This window comes from Caulobacter segnis, from assembly GCF_031454995.1.
Taxonomy (GTDB): Bacteria; Pseudomonadota; Alphaproteobacteria; order Caulobacterales; family Caulobacteraceae; genus Caulobacter; species Caulobacter segnis_E.
The window spans coordinates 221,055-245,027 of sequence record NZ_JAVDRV010000005.1; the positions used below are offsets into that span (position 1 = coordinate 221,055).

Sequence of the window (23,973 nt, forward strand, 5' to 3'; positions counted from 1 at the left end):
TCCAAGAAGGAAGCGGCATGAACGACGAACTGAAGACGGTGCGCGACGACCTGGCGTTCCTGCGCGCCATCGCCGAGGGTGGCGGCGAGCGCGGCGGCCTCGGCGCGCCAGGCGCGGGCCTCTATGGCTCGGCGGGCCTGCTCTACGGCGCGCAGACCTTGGGCCACTTCGCCCAGGTGAAGGGCGTGCTGGCGATGCCGCCGCTCGGCAACCTGCTGCTGGGCTGGCTGCCGACCGTGATCTTCTTGATCCTGATGACCGTGGTGATCGTCATCGACCGCAAGAGACCGCAGGTCGGCGCCTCCAATCGCGCGGTCAGCGCGGCCTTTTCCGCGACCGGCCTGGCGAACCTCGCCCTGATCGTGATCTTCGCCGCGGCCGCGGTGCGCAACCAAGACTTCAAGTACTGGCTGTTCCATCCGGCGGTGGTCTTCGTCGTGCAGGGCGCGGTGTGGTTCGTGGTCTTCACCCTGCGCAAGCGGGCCTGGATGGCGCTGGTCTCGGCCGGCTGGCTCGTGGCGGGTATCGCGATGGGTTTGCTGATCGATCGTCCGGACCTCTACCTGCTGATCGCCGCCTTGGGTCTTTTCGCGTTCATGATGGTTCCGGGCTTCCACATGATGCGGCAAGCCTCGCGGCCGGCGCGCTGAGACGATACGTGGCCGCCAAGTTCGACATCAGCGGGCTGGACGACGTCATCCACGGCCGGGTGCGGCTGGGGATCGTCGCCTATCTGGCCAGCGCCGAGGTCGCCGACTTCACCGAGTTGAAGGACCTTCTGGAGGTCACCCAGGGCAATCTGTCGGTCCACCTGCGCAAGCTGGAGGACGCCGGCTATGTCGTGATCGACAAGAGCTTCGTCGGCCGCAAACCCCTGACCCGCGTGCGCCTGACCGAGGCGGGGAGAGGGGCCTTCGCCACCTATCTGAAGGCCATGGGGCAGTTGGTGGAGCAGGCCGGCAAGGCCTGATCAGGCCGCGCCGAGTTCCTTCCGAAGCGCTTCGGGGCCGACGCCGGCGGCGCGGAGCTCCCGCAGCGTCTGGGCCTTGTCGCGCTTGGCGTAGCGCTTGCCGTCGGGGCCGACCAGCAGGCCGTGGTGGCGATAGGTCGGTGTCGGAAGGTCCAGCAGCGCCTGGAGCAGCCGCTGGATGTGGGCCGCCTCGAAGAGGTCTTGGCCGCGGATCACATGGGTGACCCCTTGCAGGGCGTCGTCGTGAACGACCGCCAGGTGATAGGCGACGCCCACGTCCTTGCGGGCCAGGACGATGTCGCCGGCGGTCTCGGGGCGCGCCTGGATCAGGCCCGTCTCGCCGTTCGGGCCGGCGCCTTCCTCCTTGAAGGTCAGGGCTTCGAAACCGCCGAGGGCCTCGCGCGCCGCCGCCAGCGACAGGCGCCAGGCGAAGGCCTCGCCGCGCGCCAGGCGTTCGGCTTCCTCGCCATGCGGCAACGGCGCGCCGACATAGGGGACGGCTGGCTCGTGCGGGGCGCGGCCAATGTCGATCTCCTTGCGGGTCTTGAAGCAGCGATAGACCAGTCCCCGCGCGCGGAGGCGCTCGATCGCCGCGTGGTAATCCTCCAGGTGTTCGGATTGTCGGCGAACGGGGCTTTCCCAGGACAGGCCAAGCCAAGCCAGGTCCTCCAGGATCGCCTTCTCATATTCGGGGCGGCTGCGGGTGGCGTCGATGTCCTCGATCCGCAGTAGGAAACGACCGCCGGCCTCTCGCGCGGCCGCATGGGCCGCGAGCGCGGAATAGGCGTGGCCGCGATGCAGATAGCCGGTGGGAGAGGGCGCGAACCGGGTGACGAAGGACACGCTCAGTCTTCGGCGAACTTCGCGAACATGCCCAGGTGCTGGAACACCGCGCGCAGGAAAGCTTCCTCGCCGCCCAGCACTTCCTTCAGGTGCGCGAACTGCTTGAAGCCGATCATCTCGGCCAGGCCGTGGCCCGCGCACCAGCCGGCGATCGTCGCCAGCTCAAGGTCCATCTCGGCCAAGGGGGTCTTGGACTGCTCGGCCAGGGTGTCGCGCACCTGGCAATAGGCGCCGCCTTCCTTCAGCTGGTCGGGCAGGGCGTCCTTGTCGCGCGAGCAGTCGTACATCACGCGATAGAGGGCGGGATTGTCGCGGGCGAAGCAGACATAGGCCACGCCCAGGTTGCTCATGCGCTCGCCAGGGGTCTCCGTCGCGGCGCGCGCCTTGGAAAGCGCCAGGTCCAGCTCGACCCAGCCTTCGTGGGCCACGGCTTCGAGAAGCTCGGCCTTGTCCTTGAAGTGATGGTAGGGCGCGGCGGGACTGACGCCGGCCTCGCGCGCCACCGCCCGTAGCGACAGGGCCGCGGGGCCGTCGGTCTCGAGGATCTTCCGCGCGGCGTCGACCAGCGCGCGGCTGAGATCGCCGTGGTGATAGGGGCGGGATTCGGCGGTCGCGGTGGTCATCGGCCTCACTCTAACCATAGCTTTCTAAAATTTCATCCAAACGCTGTAAAGATCATCTTGACGGCGTTTAGATTTGCGCTATCTAAGCATCGTCCAGATTGGCTTGGCCATGGTTAGCCGATGGTTCACCGTGAACCAGGACGCGAAAACGTATGAGGGGCTACCGATATGCTTCGTTCGTTGAATGCCTTTGAAACCGCCTTCGATCGCCTCGCGGGCGCCTATTTCCTGGTTCTCGCCTTGGCCATCGCCGGCGCCGTCATTGGCGTTGTGCTGTAAGCGATCCGTTCGTGATCGGCGGGCCGCCTTTGGCGCCCGCCGCCGCGTCCACGTCTTGAAGCCTTCCGTGTAGGGAGCTAACCAGACTAGGACGCGTTTGGCCTTCGACGCCGCGATCGCGCGTCGCGGGCGAATTCCAGATGATCCAGACTTCCGAGCGGCCATGAGCGTCGCTTTCACCAAAGAGGGCGACAGCGAGGCCTTCGCGGCCGATCTGCCCGATCGCCCGATCTCTCCCCATCCCAATCTCGTCACGCCCGAAGGGCTGGCCCAGATCGAGGCCGAGCTGGCCTCGGCGCGCGCGGCCTATGCCGCCGCGCAGAGCGCCGGAGGCGCGGCCGACGGCGACCGCACGGCCATGGCGCGGGCGACGCGCGACCTGCGCTATTGGTCGGCGCGTCGCGCCACCGCCCAGTTGATGGAGCGCGATCCGGCCAAGACCGTCGCCCAGTTCGGAGACCGCGTGACCTTCGAGCGCGAGGACGGGCGCGTACAGACCTTCCGCATTGTCGGCGAGGACGAAGCCGATCCGGCCAAGGGCTCGGTGTCCTACATCGCGCCGGTCGCCAGGGCGTTGCTGGGCAAGGCGGTCGGCGACTCGGCCGCGGCCCCGGGCGGCGAGATCGAAATCGTCGCGATAGAGTAGGCCGCAAGTTCCGGGTTGCCTTCGCCCTGCAAGGCCTCCACCTGCGATCCATGTTCGTTCCGCCCTCCGCAGACGCCCTCCTGAAAGCCCGCAAGATCCTGGCCGACGCCGATCCGGCGTTGGCGGCGATAGAGGCGGTGACCCCTTCGTTCGACTGGCGCGTGGGTCTGGGCGGCTTTCCAGGGCTGCTGAAAATGGTCGTGCAGCAGCAGGTTTCGCTCGCTTCGGCGGCCGCCATCTGGGCGCGGGTCGAGGCGGGGCTGCCGGACCTGACGCCAGAGGCGGTGCTGGCGCACGAGGACGCCCACCTGCTTTCGCTGGGGCTTTCGCGGTCCAAGGCGCGCTATGCCCGCGCGATCGCGGAGGCTCATGTGGCCGGGACCTGCGACTTCGACGCCCTGCCGGGCCTTTCCGACGACGAGGCGGTGGCCGCGCTGACCGCGATCACCGGGATCGGGCGCTGGACCGCCGAGGTCTATCTGATGTTCACCCAGGGGCGGATGGACATGTTCCCCGGCGGCGACGTGGCCCTGCAGGAGGCCATGCGCTGGATGGACAGGGCCGAGGTCCGCCCGAACGAGAAGCAGGCCTATCGTCGCGCCGAGCTTTGGCGGCCCTACCGGGGCGTCGCCGCGCACCTGCTCTGGGCCTGTTACGGGGCGGTGAAGCGGCGGGAGATCGCGCCTTTCTGAGGTATCGCGACAGATGTCTTGGTTCTGTCGCTGACTTGGCCCATCCTTTCCTCGCGTTCGGGAATGAATGCCGATTCCCAGAATTGCGTAGGAAGGAGGCCCGTCTTCAGTCCTGTCGCGTACACCCTCGGCCGACGCCCTGTTGGGCTAAGCCTCAGGCGTTTTGACGCCTGTCTCGAAGGGAGGATCTGATGCAGGTCCTCACACGCCCGCCGTCGGGCATGCCGGCCCTCGTGCTCAACGCCGATTTCAGGCCGCTCAGCTACTATCCGCTGTCCCTCTGGCCCTGGCAGGAGGTGATCAAGGCGGTGTTCCTGGATCGGGTCGATGTCGTGGCGAGCTACGACCAGGTCGTTCACTCGCCGTCGTTCGAGATGCGGCTGCCCAGCGTCGTGGCGCTGAAGCAATATGTGCCGCAAGAGCGTCCGCCGGCCTTCACCCGCTTCAACCTGTTCCTCCGCGACGCCTTCAGCTGTCAGTACTGCGGCTCGACCGAGGATCTGACGTTCGACCACGTGATCCCTCGGTCGAGGGGTGGGCGAACCACCTGGGAGAACATCGTCACCGCCTGCGCGCCCTGCAATCTCAGCAAGGGCGGCCGAACGCCGCGCGAAGCTGGGATGCAGCCCTATAACCACGCGCGCCGACCCTCGATGCACGAGCTGCAGGAGCGCGGGCGACGTTTCCCGCCGGGCAGGCTGCACGTCAGTTGGCTGGACTATCTGTACTGGGATATCGAACTGGAGGCCTAGGGCGTCGGTCGGCGTTTGGATGCAACCGGACCCATCGCGGCGGGGTTTTATCTCCGAGGCTCAAGCCATCGGAGACAAGCCATGACCCGACCCGACACCCAAAAGGGCGACGATCGCCACTTCACTCACGGCAATGCCGCCTCGACCGCCGACATGGCGGCTGATGGCGCGATCCGGCGCGAGGAAAAATCGTTCGACGCCCCTCACGCCCGCGAGGCGGATGAACCGCTCCGCGAGGGCGAGAAGCACGACCAACTCGCCGACAAGGTCGAGACGGCGGAGAACCGTCAGGAAGCCTTGCTCGACGAGGGTCTGGAAGAAAGCTTCCCGGGCAGCGACCCGGTCAGCGTCAAACGCATTACCTGATTAGCGGGCCGGAAAGCGGTGCGAGGCGCGTTCGGCGAAGCTGGCCGCGTCCGCGACGCCTTCCGAGGGCTCGAAAGTCACGTGGGCCCGACGCGACGCGCGGCGGGCGTCCATGGCGGCGATCTCGGCGAAGGTCAGGGCGCCTTGCTCGCGGATCATCCAGCGCCAGCGCTCGATCATGCTGATCACATAGACGCCGTAGATGCCGACGGCGTCCGCTACCCAGTCGGCTAGGCTGCTGCTGCGCGCGACGTAGGTCTGGGCGATCTCGATGACGGCTCCGATCGCCAGCGCGATGAGCATCATGTCAAAGCGGCGGCGGAACGGGAACGCGAAGAACGCGACCGTCAGCAGCGCCCCGAAGGCGAGCGCGTGGGCCACCTTGTCGCTCATGCCGAGGATTTCCTCGGCGCCCGCGAACGGGCCGATGGTCAGCGCCACGACAGCCAAAACACCCAGGACGAGGACGCCGCGGGCCACGGGAACGATATGGCGGGGCTTGAGGAACATGCGAGGATCTCCAAATGGCGTCCTCGTCTTAGGGTGAAGATTACGCCAACTGGTGAACGAACGGGGTTAGCCAAATATGACTTTTTCGTCTCTTGGCATGTCCTCGCCAGTATTATTTCTGTCCGGACTCGGCTTTCTTCTTTGCCTCGGCGGCCGCCTTGTCGGCTTCGTCCTTGGCTTTTTTCCAGACTTGGTAAGCTTCCAGATAAGGTTGACGGCGAAGGACTTTTGACGCCGGATCGACAATCACCGGAATGGCCTCGCCGACGGTGACCCTGCCGGTTCCGCCCGTCATCGGCGCGGTCACGATCTTGTCCCCGACCTTGACCTCCACCGGCATCGGGAAGGGCTTGTCCTTCGGCGTTTTCCAAGTCAGCACCAGATCGGCGCCGTCTCGGGTTTCGAGCAATTCGGGCTGCTGGGCCTCATACAGATAGACATCGAAGAACCAGCCGTAGTCCTTGCCGGTCACCTGGTTGACGATCTTGATGAAGTCCTTGGTGCTGAGATAGCGCGGCGTGAAATTGCCCGGCTTGGGTTCGGGCGTGCCGTAGACGGCGATCTTCGTGATCTTGAAGAACGCCTCGTCGCCGATCAGGGCGCGCAGCGTGTGCAGGACGTTGGCGGCCTTGTAGTAGATGTCGTTCCCGGGGCCGCGATCGCCGTTATAGACCTCGTCCTCCTTCAGCGGACGGCCCGAGACGATCGGGAACTGGTTCTTGGTGTCGACGCGCATCTGGTTCAGGCGCGCCATGTACTCCATGTCGCCATGCAGCCACTGGGAGAACAGCGGTTGCATGTAGGTGCCGTAGCCTTCGTGCAGCCACATGTCGTCGTTGTCCGCGTTGGTCAGCTGATTGCCGAACCACTCGTGCGCGAACTCGTGCTGCAGCAGCCAGTCGAAGCCGTAGACGTCCTTGCGGTAGTCGTTGCCGTAGGCGTTGATCGTCTGGTGCTCCATGCCCAGGTGCGGGGTCTCGACCACGCCCATCTTCTCGTCCCGGAACGGGTAGGGGCCGATCATCTGCTCGTAGAAGTCCAGCATCGGCGTGAACTCGGCGAACAGCGCCTTGGCCTTCTCGGCGCGGCCTTTCAGGTGCCAGAACGCCATCGGGATCGTGTCGCCGTAGCGGCTCTTGTAAGTGGCGGTCAGCGCCTCGTAGGGGCCGACGTCCAGCGCGATGGCATAGGTGTTGGGGGTCTTGGCGCGCCAGTTGTAGGTGCGCCAGCCGTCCTTCTCGGTCATGCCCAGGAAGACGCCGTTGGCCGGCGCGACCAGCGGAGCTGGCACGGTGACGTGCAGGTCCACGAGCTTGGGCTCGCCCGTCGGATAGTCGATGCACGGCCAGAAGAGGTCGCAGCCGTCGCCTTGCACGGCCGTCGCGATCCAGGGCTCGCCGGTCGGGGTTTTGCTCCAGACGAAGCCGCCGTCCCACGGCGCGCGCTTGGCCTCGAACGGGACGCCGGCATAGGTGATCGCGACCGTGACCGCCTTACCCTTCGCCACGCGGCGCGGCAGGGCGATGGTCATGCGGCCTTCGGGATTGGTCCAGGCCGAAGGCTTCAGCGCCTTGCCGTCGATCGTCAGCTTGCTGATCGCGAACACCCGGTCGAAGTCGAGGACCAGCTTGTCCAGCGGCGACTTGGCCGTGAAGGTCAGGGTCGCCTCGCCCTCGATCGCCTTTTTGTCGGGCAGGATCTTGAACTTCAGATCCGCGTGGTCGAACGCCAGGGCCTGCTGCTCGACAGGCATGGCGCCGCCGGTTTCCAGCGAGAGGGCGCTGGTCTTTAGCGGCTCGGCCGCGAAGGCGCCGGTCGCGGCGGATAGAGCCAGCAGGGAGGCGGCGCGCGCGGCCAGGGCGCGGATACGGACGGACAAGGCGGGCGACTCCCAACGCGAAGATGTTGGGCCGCATCGGTAGGCGTCGGCGAGAGCGGCGCCAAGCGCCGGGTTCAGATCTTTTCGCTGATCTTGATGGCGGCGCGGCAGCCGGCCTGGATGACGGCGCTGAGCAGCGGATAGCCCGGCGCCTCGTGGGCCCCCTCCTCGACGGCCAGGTCGCGGTGGGCCAGTTCATCGTCGCGGAACTGAGAAAGCTCGGCGGCCAGTTCCGGATCGCGATCCTTCAGCTCGGCGATCTGGCCGGCATAGTGCTTTTCGATCACGGACTCGACGGCCTCGGTGCAGGCGTGGGCGGCCTTGTCGCCCATCAGGGCCGTGCCGGCGCCCAAGGCGAAGGCGGCCGCGCGCCAGATCGGCGACATCAGCGTCGGGCGCACGCCGCGCTCGGTCAGCAGTTCGTTGAAGCGCGATAGGTGAACCTGCTCGTGGCCCTCCATCTCCTTCAATTGCTCGGCGATCCGCTCGCGACCTGGCGCGTTCCGCATCACCGCCGCCTGGCCGCGATAGATGTGAACGGCGGCCAGCTCGCCGGCCTGATCGACGCGGAGGATTTCACCCAGGCGAAGCTCCTGAGCGCCCATGCCAGGGCGAGGGGGCGTGGGCTTGGTCATGCCGCGGTTTCCGACTTGCGCAACGCCGCCAGGACGGACCAGACGGCCAGTTTCAGCGAGATCAGGACGTTCCAGCCGGCCATGGACAGGCCCAGGAACACCCAGGCGGCCTTGTCGCAGGCCGGAGCCTTGATCTTGGCCGTCCCCTTCAGCATCGCCTCGAGGTCGGCGGCGCCGGCCGAGCCGAGGCCCGAGCACGACGAGGGGCCCGGCCACCATTTCCACTCCGCCCCGGCGTGATAGGTCGCCAGCCCCGCGCCATAGAGGAACAGCGCCCCCAGCAGCAGGTTGGCGGGCAGGCGAAGACGTGGCCAGAGCGGCGTGCGCTGAAGGATAAGCGCGATCAGGCCGACGGTCCCGGCGGCCCAGTAGATCTCGCGCTGCTTCAGGCAGAGGTGGCAGGGCGCCAAGCCGCCAAAACGCTCGAAGGCGTGGGCGATGGCCAGCATCAGGGCGCTCGACAGGAACGCCAGCAGCGGCCAGTGGCGCGTAACCAGATCATAGAGGCGGCCGATGCGGCCGCCTGCTTCTGTCTGGGCGCTCTGGTTCGTCATGCCACGCAGGCTCCGCCGTGTCCGCTACCGCCAATGAAATGGCTCGCGGTCAGGCCGATGACAATGAGGGCGATCAAGATTCCGGCGAACAGAGCCAGGCGCCGTTCGACCACCGGCAACAGGGCGGGGCCGAATTTCTTGACGATGAACGCCACGAGGAAGAAGCGCGCGCCGCGGGTCGCCACCGAAGCGGCGATGAACATCGGGAAGCTGAACATCGCCAGGCCCGAGGCGATCGTCACCAGCTTGTAGGGGATTGGCGTCAGGCCCTTGGCCAGGATCACCCAGACGCCGTACTTGGCGTACCAGCACTGGAACTCGGCCAGGCCGCCCGAATGGCCGGTCGCGGTCATGATCCAAAGGCCGAAGTCGCGCAGGAAGTAGCCGATCGCGTAGCCGAGGATGCCGCCCAGCACCGAGCCGATCGTGCAGATCATGGCGTAGCGCCAGGCCTTCTCCGGCTTGGCCAGGCACATCGGCGCCAGCATCACGTCGGGGGGAATCGGAAAGAACGAGCTCTCGGCGAACGACACGGCGAAGAGGCTGGTCGGAGCGTGGCGGGAAGCGGCCAAGCTCATGACCCAGTCGTAGAGGCGACGCAGCATGCGAACTCCGAGTAAGGTGAGGGACCCGTAGCTAAAGCGAGATCGCCAAAAGTGTAAGCGGTTTCGGCGACTATCTGGCCTCCCGGCAAACGAACGCCCCAATCCGGGCGAATTGGGGCGAGGCGTCGGGCGATTGTTCGCGAGGATGTCGGCGCGCGCGGCTTCCCATCCGCGCGCGCCCTCCAGCTAGAACTTCAGCGCGAGGGAGACGCTGTAGTTGCGGCCAGGCTGGCTGTAGGCGTCCTTGACGGTGGAGTTGTCGGCCAGGCCGCGCATGTCGCTCCACCACCAGTACTTCTCGTCGGTCAGGTTGAAGACGCCCGCGCGCACCGTCACCGCGTCCGTCACCGCCCACCAGCCGGTCAGGTCGGCGACCGTGAACGAGGGCGGCATGAAGCAGTTGTTGGCCGAGCTGCCCCCGGTTCCGGCGCAAGTCACGCCCGCGCGGCCGGCCGACTTGCGGTCCGAATGGATCACGCTGAGCTCGCCCCCGAACTTGCCCGAAGGCGCGCGGTAGTTGACGCCGCCCGTGATCTTCACCGGATCGATCGAGACCAGCGGCGTGCTGACGCCGTTGGTGCGCGACGCGCCTCGGGCGTAGGAGACCGCCGCCTTGGCCGTGAACCCGGCGCCCAGGTCGAAGGAGCCCTTGGCCTCCGCGCCGCTGATCTTCACGCCCGACAGGTTGACGTACTGGTAGACGGCCGGATTGGCGGCGGTGAAGTTCCCCGAAACCTGCACCTGCTCGATGAAGTCGTCATACTCGCCGGTGAAGCCCGTCACCGCCACGCGCCAGCGATCGCGATGTAGACGGAAGCCGGCCTCCAGGGTGCGGCTGGTCTCGGGCTTCAGATCGGGATTAGAGATCGACTTGTAGTTCGACACCAGGTTGGCGAAGCCGGTGTTGACCTGAGACGGCGACGGGGCCTTGAAGCCGGCGGCGACGTTGGCGAACAGCGTCACCAGCTCGGTCGCGTTCCAGACGACGCCGATCTTGGGGCTCAGGTGCGTGTCGCTCTGGCCCGAAGCCGCCGTCGTGAACAGCGGATCGGCCTTCGGGTCCAGCTTGTAGTAGTCGAAGCGAACGGCGGGATAGATCGTCACCGGGCCGGCGGTGATCTCGTCCTGCACATACAGGCCGCCCAGGGTGAAGTCGGTGGTGGGGAACGCCTTGCCGGGGAAGGTTTCGCCGGCTGGCGGGACCGTGCCGTCGCGCGTGCCTTGCTGGCGCGTGATCGAGGCGTCGCCGCCCCAGACCACTTCGTGCTTCCAGTCCCCGCTCTCGAAGCGGCTGTGCAACTCAACGCCCGCGCCGAACACGCGATTGTCGAAGGTCGCGTCGCGGGTGCGGTCGGCGGCGGTGTTGCGGTCTTCCGCCGAGAACTGCCGGGTCTTGCCGCGCTGCCAGTAGAGCGTGGTCTGGGCGGCCTCGATCAGGCCCCGGCCGCTGTCGAAGCGGTGATCCAGGCTGACGCGGTCGCGCTTCATCCGGTCGAAGGCGGTGAGGCCCAGCACGCTGGTCGAGGCCAGCGGCGGCTTGGCGATGGCCGACAGCACCGTCCAGTCGACGTCGCGATCCAGATGGTCGACCGTCAGGCGGAAGCGATTGCGGTCATTGGGGCTGTAGATCAGCTTGCCGAGAACCGCGTTGGACTTGTTGTCCTCCGGATTGGCGGTGGTGCGGTCGGTGTTGGCCGATTCGTTGGTCCCGGCCGTCTTCTGGCCTTCGCCGTCGCGGCGGGTGTAGGCCAGCATGGCCTCCCAGCGGTCCGAGCGGCCCGCCAGCACCAGGCTCTCGCTCCAGCTTTCATCGGCCGAGGCGTAGGCCACGCGAGCGCGGCCGGCGACGTTCTGGCCAGGCTTGAGGATATCCGACGGATCCTTGGTGATGAAGCTGACCGAGCCGGCCAGGCCGTCGGCGCCGTAGAGCGCCGAGGCGGGACCGCGGACGATCTCGACGGACTTCAGGATGTCGAGGTCCACGTAGTCGCCGCGTCCGGTTGACTGGGCGCCGAAGGCGAAGCCGTCCGGCACGCGCACGCCGTCCACCACGATCAGGACGCGATTGCCTTCCAAGCCCCGGATGTTGAAGCCGGCGTTCCCGTCGCGACCCGTGGAGGAACCGGCGGCAGTGAAGCGGGCGGGGGCGGTGCGCACCGAGACCCCGGGCTCGTCGCGGACCAGGTCCTTGATGTCCTTGACCAGCCCGTCCTCCATCTCGTCCGCCGAGATGACGCTGACGGTCGCGGGCGCCTGAGACAGCGGCTTTTCCGAACGCGTGGCCGTCACCGTGACCTTATCGACCTCATTGGCGTCCGCGGGCGTGGAGGCGTTGTCGGCCGCTTGGGCCGTCGAGGCGAGCAGGGCGGCGGTCGAGGCGGCGGCCAGGGCGGCCAGCTTCAGGCGAGACATCGATATCCCCTTCGATGGTTTATGCGAACCATTCGCAATTGATGCCGACGGGGTAGAGGGCGGCCTCCGCCCGGTCAAGCTATTTGCAATTGATTCTCAGAACTAATCGCAATATCGGAAAGGCGCCGCGTCCGAGCGGCGTCAGGGAAGTCGTCGATGATCCGTTCTCTTCGCGCCGGCCTGCTAGGCGGCGCCCTTTTGCTGGGCCTGGTCGCGCCGGCCGCCCAAGCCCATTCGCCCTATCTGCTGCCCAGCGTGTTCGACGCTTCGGACCGCACGCTGGTGACGGTGGAGGGGGCTTTCACCGAAAGCTTCTTCACGCCCGAGGTCGTGATGAAGTCCGACGCCTACGCCGTGATCGGCCCGGACGGCGCGCGCGCGCCGCTGACCCCGACCTATCTGCGCCAGCTGGCGATCGCCGAGGTCGTGACGGAAAAGCCGGGCACCTACCGGATCACGACGGGCCAGCGCGCCGGCCGCGTCGCCAAGGCCGCCCTGGTCGACGGCGAGTGGAAGTTCTTCGAGGACGGCAAGGCGCCGGCCGACGCCATCGACATGCGAAGCATCACGACCGCCGACGTCTATGTGACGCGCGGGGCGCCCAGCGACGCGGCGCTCGCGCCGACGGGGCGGGGGCTTGAGTTCCGAGCGATCACGCATCCCAGCAAGATCGTCACCGGCCAGCCCGTGGTGTTCGAGGCGCTGTTCGACGGCAAGCCCCTGGCGGGCCTGACGGTGACGCTCAGCGCCGCCGATGACCGCTACGCGGACGCCAAGGCCCCGCCGAAGACCTTCTACAGCGACGCCAAAGGGCAGGTGTCCTTCAAGGTCGAGCGTTCCGGCGTCTACCAAATCCAGGCCCGCCATCGCGTCGCGTCGGCTGGACCAGGACAGCCCGGCCAGAGCCACACCTACGCCCTGACGTTCGAATCCCTCCGCTGATCCCTCATCGATTCAAGGACACGCCATGAACACCCGCATTCTCTTCGCCAGCGTCGCGCTGGGCGCTTCGCTGCTGGCCGGGGCCGCCAGCGCCGCCTCCCACGCGCGTGACATCTTCATCCAGGAGCAGGACCAGAACGGCGACGGCGTCGTCACCAAGGACGAGTACGCGGCCACGCGCACGATCCAGTTCAACAAGACAGACACCGACAAGAATGGCGTCCTGTCCCAGGCCGAGTACGTCGCCGAGTTCAAGGCGCGCCTCGAGAAGAAGCTGGCGGCCTCCGACCGGACGCCCGAGAAGAAGACGGAAGAGCGCGAGCGCCAAATGCGCCAGACCGACGTGCGCTTCCACGTGCTGGACAGCGACAAGAGCGGCGCCATCACCCGGGCCGAGTTCGACTATTCCGGCTGGCGGATGTTCAGCCACCACGACACCAACGAGGACGGTGTCGTCTCGGCGGCCGACCCGATCAAGGACGACCAGCAGACCTAGGCTGGCCACGGCGCGCGGCGTTCGATTTGGACTTTCGGCGTTTCGTGGGTATCACCGCCGGCCAAGACACGGGCCGCGCGCCCGCATCCAAGTTGGAAGACCATGAGCGACACGCCTCCCGACCGCCTCTCCGTCAATCCCGACAGCCCCCACTACGACGCCGATCTGCTCGAACGCGGCATCGGCATCCGCTTCAAGGGCGTCGAGAAGACCAATGTCGAGGAATACTGCATCAGCGAGAAGTGGGTGCGCGTCGCGGCCGGCAAGACGCTGGACCGCAAGGGCAACCCGATGACGATCAAGCTGCAGGGCGAGGTCGAGGCCTATTTCCGCGACACCGCCGAAGGCTGAGGTCTTGGCGGACGATCCCGATCTCGAGGCGATGGCCCGCGACGAGCTCTCGCGGGCCCTGACTCTGCGATGGCAGGATCTGCGCGGGATCATCCCTTGGGGGGACACCTTCGAGGGAATCTCGCCCGCCGGTCGCTATGTCGAGGTTGAGCGGAATTACATCTGGGCGACCGAGGAGGGCGGCGACATTCTCTGCGAAGTCGCCGTCTATGGCGGCCCCTCGCGTTACGATGGCGGCGCGCGCGCCTCGGCGATGATTCCGCGTCCGGCCTAGGGCCGCGGATCAGTCGGCGTTAAGACAAAAATCCGTATTTCTCGGCGGTCGAGGCATAGGAACGCCAATCAGGAAGGCGAGACAGCTATTCTCTGCCCACTGGGCGTGCGAAACTGTGTCATCGTTGGGACGGGCGCCGAGGGGCATTGTGACCCGAGCCGGCCGCGCTCAGATCAAGACGCGCACGGACCATAACGCCAGGGTCCGATACGCGCGATGGACTGGCGAAGGCCGCTCCTTCAAGGCGGCCGCGCCTGGGAGGACGAAAGGAACGGGACATGACCGCCACGGTCTCTCCGATCACGCCGGGCGCGCCGGACGCGCCTGAAACGGGTGTCAGTCTTTCCGACTACGTGCCTTATCGCCTGGCGACCGCCTCGGCGGCGGTCAGTCGTCTGATCGCGCGCGCTTACGAGGACCGCTTCGGTCTCACGATCCCCCAGTGGCGGCTGATGTCGGTGCTGGCCGAAGGCGCGCTGACCCCGCACGCCGCCGTCGCCCGCACGGCGATGGACAAGGTCCGCGTCAGCCGCGCGGCCCAAGACCTGGTCGTGCGCCGCCTGATCGCCCGCACCACGGTGCGCTCCGATCGCCGCTCGCACACCTTGGAGCTGACCGCCGCGGGCCGTCGGTTGTTCGCCGAAATCGCGCCGCTGGCGCTTGCCTACGAGGCCACGTTGCTGGCGGGGCTGGCGCCGCACGAGGTGGCGACCTTCAAGCGTCTGCTGAACCACCTCGAGACCGCCGCCATCCAGTTGGCCGGCGGCGAGACGATCACGCCGCCCTAGCCGCGTGGACGGCGCGGGCGATCGCGCGCGCCAGGCAGTCCGCCGCCGCCGAGCCCAGGCGCGCAAGCCCCGCCGCGCGGGCCGGACCCTCGCCAAGCGCCGTCGCCCCCGAGGCCAGGGCGAAGACGATATCGCCGTCGAACGTCGTGTGGGCCGGACGGATCGCGCGGCCCATTCCGTCATGCGCCATCATCGCCACGCGTCGCGCCTCGGCGGTGCTGATATCGGCGGTGGTCGCCACCACGGCCAGGGTGGTGTTGGCGCCAGGACGAAGCCGGCCCATCGCGCCCAGCTTGGTGTCGTCGGGCATGGGATCGATCGCGGCCGGCATCGGGCCCGGACGACGTCCGCCGAACTCGCCGTCGATCTCGAATGGCCAGGCCCAGAACGTCTCGCCGTCGGGCATGTAGACAGAGCCGACCGGATTGGCCGCCACCAGGGCGCCGACGATCAGGCCATCGCCCAGGTCCAGCGAGGCCGAGCCCAGGCCGCCCTTGACCACGCCCGCCATGGCCCCGCGCCCCGCGCCGAACGACCCGAGCGGGAAATCGACCCCGGCGGCCTCGACCGCCTTCACGCCCAGCTCCCGATAGGGCGGGGACAGCCCCCAGGCCTTGTCGCCGCCGTTGCCCAGGTCGTGCAGCGACGCGGCCGGCACAATGGGGATCGCGGGCGATCCAGCCGCCAGCTTCACGCCCACGTCGCGGGCGGAAAGGGCGATCGCCGCGCCGTCGGCGGCGCCCAAGCCGAACACCGAACCGCCGGACAGGCAGATCGCGTGGGCGCGGGAAAAGCTATTCTCGGGGCGCAGGGTGTCGGTCTCGCGAACGGCCGGCCCGCCGCCGCGCACATCGACCGCCGCCGTCCAGGCCTCGGGGCAGAGCAACACCGTCACGCCCGTGCGGACGGCTTCGTCCTCGACGCATCCGACGGTCAGGCCGGGAACATCGGTGATCAGATTGCGGGGGCCGGGACGGGGCATCGGGAATCTCCGTGATTTTCGATGCTAGACCGGTCTTCGCGAGACTGGAATTCGCCCGCGACGCCTGCTAGGAAGACCACCCTTCGCGTTGCGAAGCCTGCGGGCGTGGTGAAACTGGTAGACGCGCCGGACTCAAAATCCGGTTCCGAAAGGAGTGTCGGTTCGACCCCGACCGCCCGCACCAACTCTGTCTTCCCTTTAAATGCAAGCGCCGGATTCGGCTTGAAAAAGCGCTGGCGCCGCAGCAGCATCGATGCTGATACCGGTGTCAGGAGACGCATCGGGGGAGGAGACGCCATGACCGTGTTCAAGGGCGCTGGCGAGCTTTCGCCGCCGATCGGACGGCGAGTCGTTTTGGGAGGTCTGGGCGTTCTATCGGCTGGCCTTCCAGCCGCCGCGATGGGCCGGCGGCCGCCGCGTGACGCGCCCGACCAGACGCGCTGGGTCTTCGATCGGCTCTCGAACATCGGCGGCGCCGCGACAACGATCGAGGGCGATCCGCGCTTGATCGACACGCCCCATGGCAAGGCCGTGGAGTTCGACGGCGTTGACGACCGGCTGGTCATCGACCGTCATCCTCTGGCCGGCATGTCGCAATTCACGTTCGAGGCGCTGTTCCGGCCCGACGGCGGGGTCTTCGCCCAGCGCTGGTTCCACTTGAACGAGGAGGACCCGACGCCTGGCGCGGCGCCGTCCGTGACCCGCATGCTGTTCGAAATCCGAGTGACCGGCGAGGTCTGGAGCCTGGACGCCTTCGCCACCGGGCCCGGCTACAAGCAGACCCTTCTGTTCCAGGACAAGACCTTCCCGGTCGGGCGCTGGTACTGGGTCGCCCAGAGTTATGACGGCAAGACCTACCGAGCGTTCGTGAACGGCCAGCTGCAAGGCGAGGCCGAGATCGACTTCAAGCCGCAAGGGCAAGGCCGTTCCTCGGTCGGCGCGCGGATGAACAGAGTCGACTACTTCAAGGGCGCTGTTCGGGAGGCGCGCTTCACGCCGCGCGCCTTGGCGCCCGAGGCGTTGCGGCGCATCGGTGGCGACTAGAGCCGCCGCGTCGCCCCGACCCGGTCGATCAAACCCTTGAGCAGCGGCCGCCCCTTCAGCCAGGGGCCATGGCCCGAATCGACGTTGATGTGCCCGGCGCGGCCCAGGTCGACGAACTCAGAGCCCCAACCGCGCGCGAAGGCTTCCGCGCGCTCGATCTCGACATAGGGGTCGTTACGGCTGGCCACGACCAGGCTGGGGAAGGGCAGGCGCTGGCGCGGGATCGGCGAGAAGCCGACCAGCAGGCGGCCGGCCGGACCCTCGCGATTGACGTCGGCTGGCGCGACCAGCATCGCCCCGCCCACGCCGCGACCGCCGGTCACCTGGGCGAAGTGGGCGACAAGCGCGCAGCCCAGGCTGTGGGCGACGAGGATCGCCCCAGGGCGCTGGCGGACGGCTTCGGCCAGGCTGATCGTCCAGTCGCCCAGCAGGGGGCGCTCCCAGTCCTGCTGCTCGACACGTTCGGCGTTGGGGAGCTCGCGCTCCCAGTGGGTCTGCCAGTGATCGGGCCCCGAATTGTAGAGCCCCGGCACGATCAGGATCGGCGGGCCGTCGGCGTCGTCGCGACCGCGGCGACGCGGCGTTTCGAAGATGTGCGGGGCGGGGGTCATGGATGCGCTCGGGTCAACGGGTGGCCGTCGAGCGCACATGGCTCCTTTCGCGGTCTCTGCTCAATTCATATGAATTCAATAGGAATTCAGAAAAGCTGGGGCGAGACCGTGGTTTCGCGCCTTGATCAGGCGATCTTGTCGCCGCGATGCAAGGGATCGGGCAGGGGATCGCCGGATGTCACGAACTGGAGCGAGACCGAATTGATGCAGTAGCGCAGCCGCGTCGGGGCCGGGCCGTCCGGGAAGACGTGGCCCTGGTGGCTGTCGCAGCGGGCGCAGCGAGTCTCGATGCGGACCATGCCGTACGAGGTGTCACGGACGCCGACCACGTGGTCCTCGGCGAACGGCGCGTAGAAGCTGGGCCAGCCGGTGCCGCTCTCGAACTTGGTCTCGTGCTTGAACAGCGGCAGACCGCAAAGCCGGCAGCAATAGGCGCCCGGGCTCTTCTCGCCCAGCAGGCCACCGCAGAACGGCGCCTCGGTGCCGTGGTGAAGGAGGACGCGCGCCTCCTCGGCCGTCAGGTCGGCCTCCAGGCGTTCGCGTTCCGGCTCCGTCGGCGGGGTTAGATCGAAGCCGGCGGTTGAAAGGATGGCTGCGTCTGTCATGACAGCCAATGTAGGCGCTCGCGCGCCGAAACGGTAGAACCAGGAGCGTCTCATGACCGTCGCCGTCGCCTTTTTGCAGCCGGGCTGGGCCGATTGGGAGGCCGGCGCCGTGTTGGCCCTGCTGCGCGAGCACCTGAAGGTTCAGATCGAGATCGCCACCCCGACCGGCGATCCGGAAACCTCGATCGGCGGGATTCTGGCCGCCGCCGACTACCGGTTCGGCGACCCGGTGCTCGGCGACGCCGACCTCTTCATCCTGATCGGTAGCGACGAATGGTCGAAGGGCGAGAACCCGGCGATCACCGCGCTGCTGCGCCAAGCCTTCGCCGACGGCAAGCCGGTGGCGGGCATCTGCGCGGGCACGACGGCCCTCGCGCGCGCGGGCCTGTTCGAGGGGCGCAAGCACACCTCGAACGGCAAGGACTGGCTGGAGGGCGTGGTCCCCGGCTACGCGGGAGCCGAGCACTACGTGGACACGTCCAAGGCGGTGGCGGATGGCAGGGTTGTCAGCGCCTCGGGCCTGGCGCCCGTCACCTTCGCCGCCGCCGTGGCGCGGCTGGTGGCGCCAGAGGCCGAGGCGATGATCGCCGAATACGAAGCCCTGTTCGCCCGGGAGTTTTCCTAGATATAAATATACCTCATAGATTGTAATTCACCGTCGTTCCCTCTATGTTCTCGATGCTGTAGAGAGAGGGGCGGCGAATGGCGGATCCGTTTCCACCGGGGCGAGGAACGGTCGAGGCGGCCGGACGGCTGAACGTCCGACGCGACAAGCCGCGCACCATCTCGCCGAAGGCGCGGGTGCTGGAGGCTGGGACGCGTTTCACCGTCAGGAACTCGGTGACCGGAGACCTCGTCTCCGGTGTCAGCCAGTGGTTCGACCTGGGCGGCGGGGAGTATGCGTGGGCCGGCGGCTGCCGGGACTTCCAGCCGCTCGTGGAAGAGGACGCCGATCGCCCCGACCGAAGTCAGCTTCACGACTATGTCCCGCCGCGTTTCAAGATCGCGCGGGGCGTCCGCCACAGGATCCAGGGCCGCCGGCCCAACGGCCTCGAAGGCCTGATCATCCACTTCGACGCCTACCGCGTCAGGAAGGCGGGCAACGGGGTCGAGGATTCCGACGCGCGAACGCTGGACATGATGCGCTCGGGTCAGGCCAACGGCTTCCACTACGGCGAGATCAGCCGCACCGGGACGATCTTCCTGCCGGAGAATTTCGAGTGGAGCGAGTGGGGCTCGCACGCCGGCGTCAGCCAGTGCCCCGTGACCCAGCGGACGGGCGTGTCGCGCTACTATGTCGGCTTCGAGATGAACAATCCGGGCCGGCTGTACGAGGCCCAGGAGGATGGCGTCTTCTGCCCATGGTTCAACGCCGTGCGCGACGCCGACGGTGAGGTCGTGCTGGACGCGCGCGGCCGCTGCCAGCGCAAGTCGATCCATGACGAGTGGTATTCGGCCTCCGACGTGCGCACGGTCACGGCGGACGGAAACATCAAGGCCGGGACCTATCTGCCCTATAGCTTCGACCAGTTCGAGGCGCTGACGAACCTGTGCCTGTATTTGGCCAGGACCTTTCCCGCCAACTTCAGCCTGGACCGGGTGTTTGGCCACGACGAGGTGGCGCCGAACCGCAAGAACGATCCGGGCGGAGCCTTGGCCGACCCCGCCCGTCTGATGACCATGGCCGCGTTCCGGGCCTATCTGAAGTCGCTTATTTGAGCGTCGCGGCGGCCGCGCGCGCGATGATCCCGTCCTGCGGCGCCGAGCCGCCTGAAACGCCGAGCGCGCCGACGATCTTGCCGTCCACCAGCAACAGCTCGCCGCCCTCGATGGCCATGGCGCCGGTGAAGATGGCGTTCAGCGTGCCGGCCTTCACCGCGTCCTGGAAGTAGGACGTCGGACGACGGAAGTTGGTGGCGGTCTGGGCCTTCTTCAGCGCCACGTCGATCGAGCCATACTGTGCGCCGTCCATCTTCTCGGAAAGCACGACCGCGCCGTTGGACTCCACCACGGTGATGACCATGGACCAGCCGTTCTTGCGCGCCTCGGCCTCGGCGGCGGCCACGACCGACTTGGCCTCGGCCAAGGTGATCACGCGGGCCGCGTAGGTCGGATGGACCGCCGGGGCGGTGGTCTGGGCCAGGGTGGGCGCGCTCGTTAGGCAGAGACCGGCGGCGACCAGAGGGAGAAGCTTCTTCATGGCAGCACGACCTCGTCGTTCAGGCGGGTGTTCTGGGGTTGGCTGGTGGCGATCCGCACCCGCAGGCCCTGAGCCTTGACGCCGGCGGGGATCCTCAGCTTGACCGAGGCGGTCTTGGGCAGCAGGTCGCGCGGCGCCTTCAGGGCTGGAGTGGGGGCGCTGGCCAGCACCTTGCCCGCGGCGTCGACCAGCTCAAGCTTGGCCGGCGCGGCGTCCTGGGCGCCCAGGCTGTGGACGGTGGCGGTGACGGCCGCGCCCTTCACCACGACATCGCCGCGACCGACGCCAAGGTCCGCGCGCTTGGCCGGGTCGTCACCCGCCCTTTCCAGCTTCATGTCGATAACCGTAGTCTGGCGCGGGGCCAGAACCACCTGGGTCCCCAGGCTGCGCTCGAAGGCGACCGAACGAGCCTCCCCCGCGCCATCGATGGCGTCATCGCCATTGGCGTCGAGGCCTTGAGCCAGGCTCCACTGGCCCGGCGCGACGTTCCAGCCGGTCATGGTCGCCGTCACCGGCTTGTCGGTGGTGTTGTAGGCGATCACCTTGAAGCGGGTCTTGGTCGCGTCCTTGACCAGCAGCGCCACGTCCGTGCCGTCGGCGTTGTCGAAGCGCCAGGAGACGACGTGGCCCGGCGTCATCTGGGCGCGCTTGTTGGCGATGCCGCCCAGACGGGTGCGTTGCAGGTAGTCGGACGGCAGCTCCACCCGGTCGGACCACCAGTGGCCCTCCGTGTGCATGTACATGTGCTGGGCGTTCCACTGGATCTCGTCGGCGTAGAGCGCCTCCAGGAACGACTTGTCGCCGGTCAGCGACCAGGCGGCGTAGCGCTCGAACGCGCCGCCCTTGCCCGCGGCCTTGACCAGGGCGTCCTTGTTGGCCTCGCCGAGCTTCAGCTCGGTCAGGGCGTTCTCGTTGACGTTCTGCAGCGACTTCAAGCCGTTCTTGCCGATCCGCCATTGGACGGGGACCAGGTATTTCGGATCACCCGTCAGGCGATAAGCCGCCCAGAACACCTGGAACGGACCATCCGCGCCCGAGCCCTGGAGCACCGTGCCGCCGCGCTCGGCGTCGGTGCGCCAGTTGATTTCGTTGGGATACGAGCCGTCCGGCCGAACGTGGGCCAGATAGCCGTCGGCCAGACCAATCACGGTGTCGCGCGCGGTCGGATCGCCGTTGTAGTCGCTGATCAGGATCGACGGGTGGGTGACGCCGAACGAATAGGGCTTTTGCCACTCCCACGGGCCTTCGCGATAGAAGACCTTGCCGCTGTACCAGTTGGTGTTGAAGTGGACATGGCCCGCGGGGTTCTTGCTGACCACCTTGGGCAGGGCCTTGACCGTCGTGAACAGCCGCTCGACCGCCAGCGGATCGCCGTAGTTGACGTACATCGCCTCCGAGTTGGAGTTGATGCCCTCTTCGTAGGCGTGAAGTTCGTCCGTCACGATGGTCGAGAGTCCATCGGTGAACATGTCGTTCTTGTAGACGGCGTCGGTCAGGCGGTTCAGTGAATGGGTGATCTTGTCCGGCTGCACGCCCATCAGCGCCACGCCGGGCCATTGCTGCAAGAGATCGCTGTCGTCCGACAGGCCGCCGCCGAAGTCGCCGAAGTCGGCCTGGCGTTCATCGATCCACCAGTTGACGTACTTGGAGACCAGCTTGAGGTCCTCCAGCTGGCGGAACGCCCAAAGCGGCGTGTCGTCCTTGGGCTTGGGCTGTTCGAACGCCGGCCAGCCCTGGCTGCCATAGGTGATGTCGCCCCAGTACTCGCGACCGATCTGGTTGTCGGGATCGACGCGCAGCAGGTCGGAGATGTCGGCGTAGAGGCGGCGATAGAGGCCCTGGCGTTTCGAGGTCGTGTGCTCCTCGACCAGGAAGGCCCAGTTGTCCTTCACCTGGTTCAGGCGGTCCTGGATATGCTCGACCTTGGCCTTGTCGCGGGCCTTCAGCACCAGGCGGATCTTGGCGCCGTCCAGGGCCTTGGGACCAAAGTCGGCGCTGTCGGCGGCGAGGGTGAGATAAAGGCTGTCGGCGGTCAGGATGCGGTCGCGCAGGTCGAGCCACACGGTGCGGGCCTCGCCGGCCTTCACCGAGACGCTGACGTCGATCATGTTGCGGCCCGGCCAGATCGGGTCCTTCACCTGAATGTTCAGGGGAATGATCGCGCCGGCCGCGCCGGGCAGGGCGGGGATGTCGATGGCGATCCCATCCAGGCCGTCGCGCGCGTTCTCCCAGCCATAGGCCCAGTTGCGCGCCAGCGGCTTGGCCGCCGGCGCGTCGCCGAAGCCGGACGGGATCAGGACGTGGACGATCGGCAGGCTCTTGGCGGTCAGATCGGTCGCGGGACGCGGGCGCGCGGGCGCGGCGTCCGGAATGGCCACGACGGTGGCCCGCTCGCCCGCTGGATGACGACCGGCGATGTAGGCGTTGAGCTCGGCGAGGTTCAGATAGTCCGGCGCCACGTCGGCGCGGACCGTGTAGCTCATCTTGAACGCGTCCTTCGGCTCGGCGCCGGCCGAGACGTTGTAGGTCCATAGCTCCTGGATCGGGGTCTCTTGCGCGATGTTGGTGAAGGTCAGCACCCCGCCCTTTAGCGGCTGGGCGAGGGGGGTGACCGTGCGCTGCTGGTCCTTGGGCCGCGTCCCGACGCTGTTTCCCTTCTCGCCCGCCTTGGCCGACCAGGAGAGGGCGCCATAGGCCGGCCCCTGGATTTCCAGTCGGTTGATGGGCTCGTCGGGCAGGGTCAGCGTCAGCGCCTTGCCGCCGTCGACATAGACGTTCCAGTCCGGCAGCTGGAAATAGTCGTCGCGGCCGGGCAGGCGCGAGCGGTTGTAGACGCCGGGCCAGGTGGTCTCCGAGATCCCGTCATTGGCCCGCCACATCCATTGCTTGATGTCCTTGGCGTCGGCGATCTCCACCTTGCGGATCGTGGTCTGGGCGTCGGCGAGGAGGGGCGGCAGGTCCTTGTTCCAGCCGTGGCGCTGTTTCCAGGCGGCGCGGATGGCTGGGTCGTCGAGCGTGGCGACCGGCGCGGCGACTGTTGGTGTTTCGTCGCGGGCGAGGGCGGCGATGGCCGAGCCCTCCAGCGCGCGATCATACACCCGAAGCTCGTCCAGATCGCCGCCGCGCGTGAAGTTGTAACGGCTCTGCACCTGGTGCGGGGCGATCACCCGGCCGGCGACGCCGAACTGATCAAGACCGGCGTCATAGACCGCCTTGGCTTCCTTCTTCGCCGCCAGCTTGCCGTCGACGTAGAGCTGGACGCCGCTCGTCTCGTCCCAGGTGAAGGCCAGGTGCGTCCACGCGTCGGGCGCGGGGTTCTTGTCGACCTTGAAGGAGACGCGGGTGCGCGAGAGGCCGTTATCGGTGACGAAGGCGTCGAAGCCGTGGCCGTTCCAGTCAATGCGCAGGAACGCCATGTCCCAACTGGAGTGGTCGGCATAGCCCACGCGGAAGATGACGAACGGCGCGACGCCCACCGGATAGCCCGAGCGCCAGAAGAGCGAGAGCGTGCCGCGCTGGGCCAGGATGTTGCCGGGCGCGTTCCACGAGACGATCCCCTCGTCGGCGGCGCGGAAACCCTTGCCGGTCTTGCCGTCGATCGGCGTGACCTTGTCGGCGAAGTTGGGAACGGGATCGCCGGCGGCGACGTCGGCCACGAGGCCCTTGTCGCCCGAGAGCTTGAACAGCAGGCCTGGCTCAGCCGAGGCTTGGGCGGCGGCCGCGTTGGCCACGATCAGCGCGCAGGCCGAGCCCAGTAAAATCGCCTTCATGCAACCGTCTCCTCCGGCTAGCGGATGTCCCGTTTTTTGGTAACCGGTGTCATTCCACTTCCTTGGTGTAGCGCCGTAAGGGCAGGGTTGCAAACCCGACGCGGCCTGATAGGCCATGCTGCAAAGCACAAAAAATCACGGGCG

The 23,973-nt window shown here is 67.4% G+C and carries 27 protein-coding genes, 1 tRNA gene and 1 pseudogene; 16 read left to right on the plus strand and 13 right to left on the minus strand.

Annotation, left to right across the window (positions count from 1 at the left end; translation table 11 throughout):
* Positions 1-17 precede the first annotated feature (17 nt).
* Positions 18-650, plus strand: coding sequence for a hypothetical protein (locus tag J2728_RS16970; RefSeq protein WP_310001057.1), 633 nt, complete (start codon positions 18-20; stop codon positions 648-650).
* An 8-nt stretch (positions 651-658) separates the two neighbouring features.
* Entirely contained in the window at positions 659-970 is a 312-nt protein-coding gene (locus J2728_RS16975) for a winged helix-turn-helix domain-containing protein (RefSeq protein ID WP_310001059.1), read from the plus strand.
* Here J2728_RS16975 and gluQRS read toward each other — a convergent pair whose 3' ends face one another.
* Both gluQRS and J2728_RS16985 read right to left on the minus strand, forming a co-directional pair.
* Positions 971-1,813: a tRNA glutamyl-Q(34) synthetase GluQRS gene (gene gluQRS, locus J2728_RS16980; RefSeq protein ID WP_310001060.1), complete on the minus strand. Its 843-nt coding sequence runs from the start codon at positions 1,811-1,813 to the stop codon at positions 971-973. It lies immediately after the preceding gene.
* 2 nt (positions 1,814-1,815) lie between these two features.
* Entirely contained in the window at positions 1,816-2,436 is a 621-nt protein-coding gene (locus J2728_RS16985; RefSeq protein ID WP_310001061.1) for a TetR/AcrR family transcriptional regulator, read from the minus strand.
* A gap of 168 nt (positions 2,437-2,604) precedes the next feature.
* Between J2728_RS16985 and J2728_RS16990 the strand changes: the two genes are divergently transcribed.
* The 5 genes from J2728_RS16990 to J2728_RS17010 all read left to right on the plus strand — a co-directional run bounded on the left by J2728_RS16990 (position 2,605) and on the right by J2728_RS17010 (position 5,171).
* Positions 2,605-2,715: a hypothetical protein gene (locus tag J2728_RS16990; protein ID WP_310001063.1), complete on the plus strand. Its 111-nt coding sequence runs from the start codon at positions 2,605-2,607 to the stop codon at positions 2,713-2,715.
* A gap of 163 nt (positions 2,716-2,878) precedes the next feature.
* Positions 2,879-3,361, plus strand: coding sequence for a transcription elongation factor GreA (gene greA, locus J2728_RS16995; protein WP_310001065.1), 483 nt, complete (start codon positions 2,879-2,881; stop codon positions 3,359-3,361).
* A 50-nt stretch (positions 3,362-3,411) separates the two neighbouring features.
* The gene (locus J2728_RS17000) at positions 3,412-4,053 is read left to right on the plus strand and encodes a DNA-3-methyladenine glycosylase family protein (RefSeq protein ID WP_310001066.1); all 642 of its coding nucleotides are present in this window, start codon (positions 3,412-3,414) and stop codon (positions 4,051-4,053) included.
* A gap of 188 nt (positions 4,054-4,241) precedes the next feature.
* Entirely contained in the window at positions 4,242-4,805 is a 564-nt protein-coding gene (locus J2728_RS17005) for an HNH endonuclease (protein ID WP_310001212.1), read from the plus strand.
* Positions 4,806-4,886: 81 nt separating this feature from the next.
* Positions 4,887-5,171: a hypothetical protein gene (locus tag J2728_RS17010; RefSeq protein WP_310001068.1), complete on the plus strand. Its 285-nt coding sequence runs from the start codon at positions 4,887-4,889 to the stop codon at positions 5,169-5,171.
* Here J2728_RS17010 and J2728_RS17015 read toward each other — a convergent pair whose 3' ends face one another.
* The 6 genes from J2728_RS17015 to J2728_RS17040 form a co-directional block, all read right to left on the minus strand.
* A complete protein-coding gene (locus tag J2728_RS17015; RefSeq protein WP_310001070.1) occupies positions 5,172-5,681 on the minus strand; it encodes a VanZ family protein in 510 nt (169 codons plus the stop codon). It abuts the gene before it with no gap.
* 112 nt (positions 5,682-5,793) lie between these two features.
* Positions 5,794-7,560, minus strand: coding sequence for a M1 family metallopeptidase (locus tag J2728_RS17020; protein ID WP_310001071.1), 1,767 nt, complete (start codon positions 7,558-7,560; stop codon positions 5,794-5,796).
* A 74-nt stretch (positions 7,561-7,634) separates the two neighbouring features.
* Positions 7,635-8,195 (minus strand): demethoxyubiquinone hydroxylase family protein, encoded by a 561-nt coding sequence (locus tag J2728_RS17025; RefSeq protein ID WP_310001072.1) that lies wholly within the window; start codon positions 8,193-8,195, stop codon positions 7,635-7,637.
* A complete protein-coding gene (locus tag J2728_RS17030) occupies positions 8,192-8,749 on the minus strand; it encodes a disulfide bond formation protein B (protein WP_310001074.1) in 558 nt (185 codons plus the stop codon). Before J2728_RS17030 ends, J2728_RS17025 begins: the two co-directional genes overlap by 4 nt.
* Positions 8,746-9,354, minus strand: a complete 609-nt coding sequence (locus J2728_RS17035; RefSeq protein ID WP_310001075.1) for a YqaA family protein — start codon at positions 9,352-9,354, stop codon at positions 8,746-8,748. The genes J2728_RS17030 and J2728_RS17035 overlap by 4 nt, the downstream gene beginning before the upstream one ends.
* Before the next feature lie 186 nt (positions 9,355-9,540).
* Positions 9,541-11,766, minus strand: coding sequence for a TonB-dependent hemoglobin/transferrin/lactoferrin family receptor (locus J2728_RS17040; protein ID WP_310001077.1), 2,226 nt, complete (start codon positions 11,764-11,766; stop codon positions 9,541-9,543).
* Positions 11,767-11,922: 156 nt separating this feature from the next.
* Here J2728_RS17040 and J2728_RS17045 point away from each other — a divergent pair, with 156 nt between their 5' ends.
* From J2728_RS17045 to J2728_RS17065, 5 genes are all read left to right on the plus strand, one after another.
* Positions 11,923-12,708: a DUF4198 domain-containing protein gene (locus tag J2728_RS17045; RefSeq protein WP_310001079.1), complete on the plus strand. Its 786-nt coding sequence runs from the start codon at positions 11,923-11,925 to the stop codon at positions 12,706-12,708.
* Positions 12,709-12,733: 25 nt separating this feature from the next.
* The gene (locus tag J2728_RS17050) at positions 12,734-13,204 is read left to right on the plus strand and encodes an EF-hand domain-containing protein (RefSeq protein ID WP_310001082.1); all 471 of its coding nucleotides are present in this window, start codon (positions 12,734-12,736) and stop codon (positions 13,202-13,204) included.
* A 102-nt stretch (positions 13,205-13,306) separates the two neighbouring features.
* On the plus strand, positions 13,307-13,555 hold the full coding sequence (locus J2728_RS17055; RefSeq protein WP_310001084.1) for a DUF3297 family protein: 249 nt from the start codon (positions 13,307-13,309) through the stop codon (positions 13,553-13,555).
* 31 nt (positions 13,556-13,586) lie between these two features.
* The gene (locus tag J2728_RS17060; protein WP_310001214.1) at positions 13,587-13,829 is read left to right on the plus strand and encodes a hypothetical protein; all 243 of its coding nucleotides are present in this window, start codon (positions 13,587-13,589) and stop codon (positions 13,827-13,829) included.
* 278 nt (positions 13,830-14,107) lie between these two features.
* Complete coding sequence (locus tag J2728_RS17065; RefSeq protein ID WP_310001086.1) at positions 14,108-14,617, plus strand: MarR family winged helix-turn-helix transcriptional regulator; 510 nt, start codon at positions 14,108-14,110, stop codon at positions 14,615-14,617.
* Here the strand turns inward: J2728_RS17065 and J2728_RS17070 are convergent.
* Positions 14,604-15,599 carry a P1 family peptidase gene (locus J2728_RS17070; protein ID WP_310001089.1) on the minus strand — a complete coding sequence of 332 codons (996 nt, stop codon included), beginning with the start codon at positions 15,597-15,599 and terminating at the stop codon, positions 14,604-14,606. The two genes, J2728_RS17065 and J2728_RS17070, sit on opposite strands and share 14 nt — an antisense overlap.
* A 99-nt stretch (positions 15,600-15,698) precedes the next feature.
* Between J2728_RS17070 and J2728_RS17075 the strand changes: the two genes are divergently transcribed.
* Together J2728_RS17075 and J2728_RS17080 are read left to right on the plus strand one after the other, a co-directional pair.
* A tRNA-Leu gene (locus J2728_RS17075) sits at positions 15,699-15,783 on the plus strand.
* 113 nt (positions 15,784-15,896) lie between these two features.
* On the plus strand, positions 15,897-16,643 hold the full coding sequence (locus J2728_RS17080; RefSeq protein WP_310001091.1) for a LamG-like jellyroll fold domain-containing protein: 747 nt from the start codon (positions 15,897-15,899) through the stop codon (positions 16,641-16,643).
* Here the strand turns inward: J2728_RS17080 and J2728_RS17085 are convergent.
* Together J2728_RS17085 and msrB are read right to left on the minus strand one after the other, a co-directional pair.
* The gene (locus J2728_RS17085; RefSeq protein ID WP_310001093.1) at positions 16,640-17,254 is read right to left on the minus strand and encodes an alpha/beta hydrolase; all 615 of its coding nucleotides are present in this window, start codon (positions 17,252-17,254) and stop codon (positions 16,640-16,642) included. The genes J2728_RS17080 and J2728_RS17085 overlap by 4 nt on opposite strands.
* A 125-nt stretch (positions 17,255-17,379) precedes the next feature.
* Positions 17,380-17,859, minus strand: coding sequence for a peptide-methionine (R)-S-oxide reductase MsrB (gene msrB / locus J2728_RS17090; protein ID WP_310001095.1), 480 nt, complete (start codon positions 17,857-17,859; stop codon positions 17,380-17,382).
* 52 nt (positions 17,860-17,911) lie between these two features.
* Here msrB and J2728_RS17095 point away from each other — a divergent pair, with 52 nt between their 5' ends.
* Together J2728_RS17095 and J2728_RS17100 are read left to right on the plus strand one after the other, a co-directional pair.
* A complete protein-coding gene (locus J2728_RS17095; RefSeq protein ID WP_310001097.1) occupies positions 17,912-18,484 on the plus strand; it encodes a type 1 glutamine amidotransferase family protein in 573 nt (190 codons plus the stop codon).
* Positions 18,485-18,561: 77 nt separating this feature from the next.
* Positions 18,562-19,578 carry an N-acetylmuramoyl-L-alanine amidase gene (locus J2728_RS17100; RefSeq protein ID WP_310001099.1) on the plus strand — a complete coding sequence of 339 codons (1,017 nt, stop codon included), beginning with the start codon at positions 18,562-18,564 and terminating at the stop codon, positions 19,576-19,578.
* Here J2728_RS17100 and J2728_RS17105 read toward each other — a convergent pair.
* Positions 19,571-20,059 carry a GlcG/HbpS family heme-binding protein gene (locus J2728_RS17105; RefSeq protein ID WP_310001101.1) on the minus strand — a complete coding sequence of 163 codons (489 nt, stop codon included), beginning with the start codon at positions 20,057-20,059 and terminating at the stop codon, positions 19,571-19,573. The genes J2728_RS17100 and J2728_RS17105 overlap by 8 nt on opposite strands.
* A pseudogene (locus J2728_RS17110) lies at positions 20,056-23,960 on the minus strand (LamG-like jellyroll fold domain-containing protein). The gene J2728_RS17105 and the pseudogene J2728_RS17110 overlap by 4 nt, the downstream one beginning before the upstream one ends.
* Positions 23,961-23,973 lie beyond the last annotated feature (13 nt).